Origin of the sequence: Actinomyces sp. HMSC075C01 (assembly GCF_001812965.1) — a bacterium.
Taxonomy (GTDB): Bacteria; Actinomycetota; Actinomycetes; order Actinomycetales; family Actinomycetaceae; genus Actinomyces; species Actinomyces acetigenes.
Genome location: NZ_KV811003.1, coordinates 1 through 763 on the forward strand (window position 1 = coordinate 1; position 763 = coordinate 763).

The window sequence follows — 763 nt, forward strand, 5'->3', positions numbered from 1 at the left end:
GGGGCATGCTCCTGGCCGCGCCGGCGATGACGGCCGCGTCCTTCGCGTCGGTCTTGGCGCTGCCCGGCGTCAGGTCGGCGATGCGTCGCATCGACAGTCCGGGCAGATAGCCCACGGTGATGCCCGCCTCCTGGGCCACCGCCACCGCCAGGGCCCCGATGGTGGCGGTGAGCCTGTTCAATGGTTCGAATCGTCCTGGGTTTGGTGGAGGTAGTGATGACACGGATGGATCACTGTTGTGGGACAGAAGAAGTATCCCGATGGGCTGCGCGAGCGGGCTATGAGGATGGCGTTGGACGCGTTGGCTGACCCGGCGCGGGCCAGGGGTGCGATCCGCAGGATCGCCGACGAGCTTGGTGTTCACCTCGAGGCTCTGCGCACCTGGGTCAAGAAGGCCCAGGTTGATGGTGGTCTGAGGCCGGGAACCATCACCGACGAGGCGGAGCGGATCAAGGAGCTGGAGAAAGAGATTCGAGAGCTGTGAAGAGCCAACGCGATCCTGAAGAGCACGTCGGTATGTCTGTCGCGGCGGAGTGTGAGCGCCCGTCTCGTTGATCTGCCGGTACATCGACTCCCGCAAGAAGGAGTTCGGGGTCGAGCCGATCTGCAAGGTGCTCACTGGCGCCGGAGTCAAGATCGCCCCGAGTACCTACTACGCTGCCAAGACCCGCCCCCTATCAGCCAGGTCGTTGCGCGACGAGACCCTCAAGGCGGAGATATCCAGGGTCCACAAGGACAACTACTCGGTGCTGGGGACCCGCAA

At 64.5% G+C, this 763-nt stretch carries 1 protein-coding gene and 2 pseudogenes; 2 read left to right on the plus strand and 1 reads right to left on the minus strand.

What is annotated here, in order from left to right:
• Positions 1-166: pseudogene (locus HMPREF2883_RS07965) on the minus strand (transposase); the annotation flags it as partial.
• A 72-nt stretch (positions 167-238) separates the two neighbouring features.
• Here HMPREF2883_RS07965 and HMPREF2883_RS07970 point away from each other — a divergent pair.
• Positions 239-484: a transposase gene (locus HMPREF2883_RS07970; RefSeq protein WP_141759071.1), complete on the plus strand. Its 246-nt coding sequence runs from the start codon at positions 239-241 to the stop codon at positions 482-484.
• Between the two features lie 67 nt (positions 485-551).
• Positions 552-763: pseudogene (locus HMPREF2883_RS15115) on the plus strand (IS3 family transposase); the annotation flags it as partial.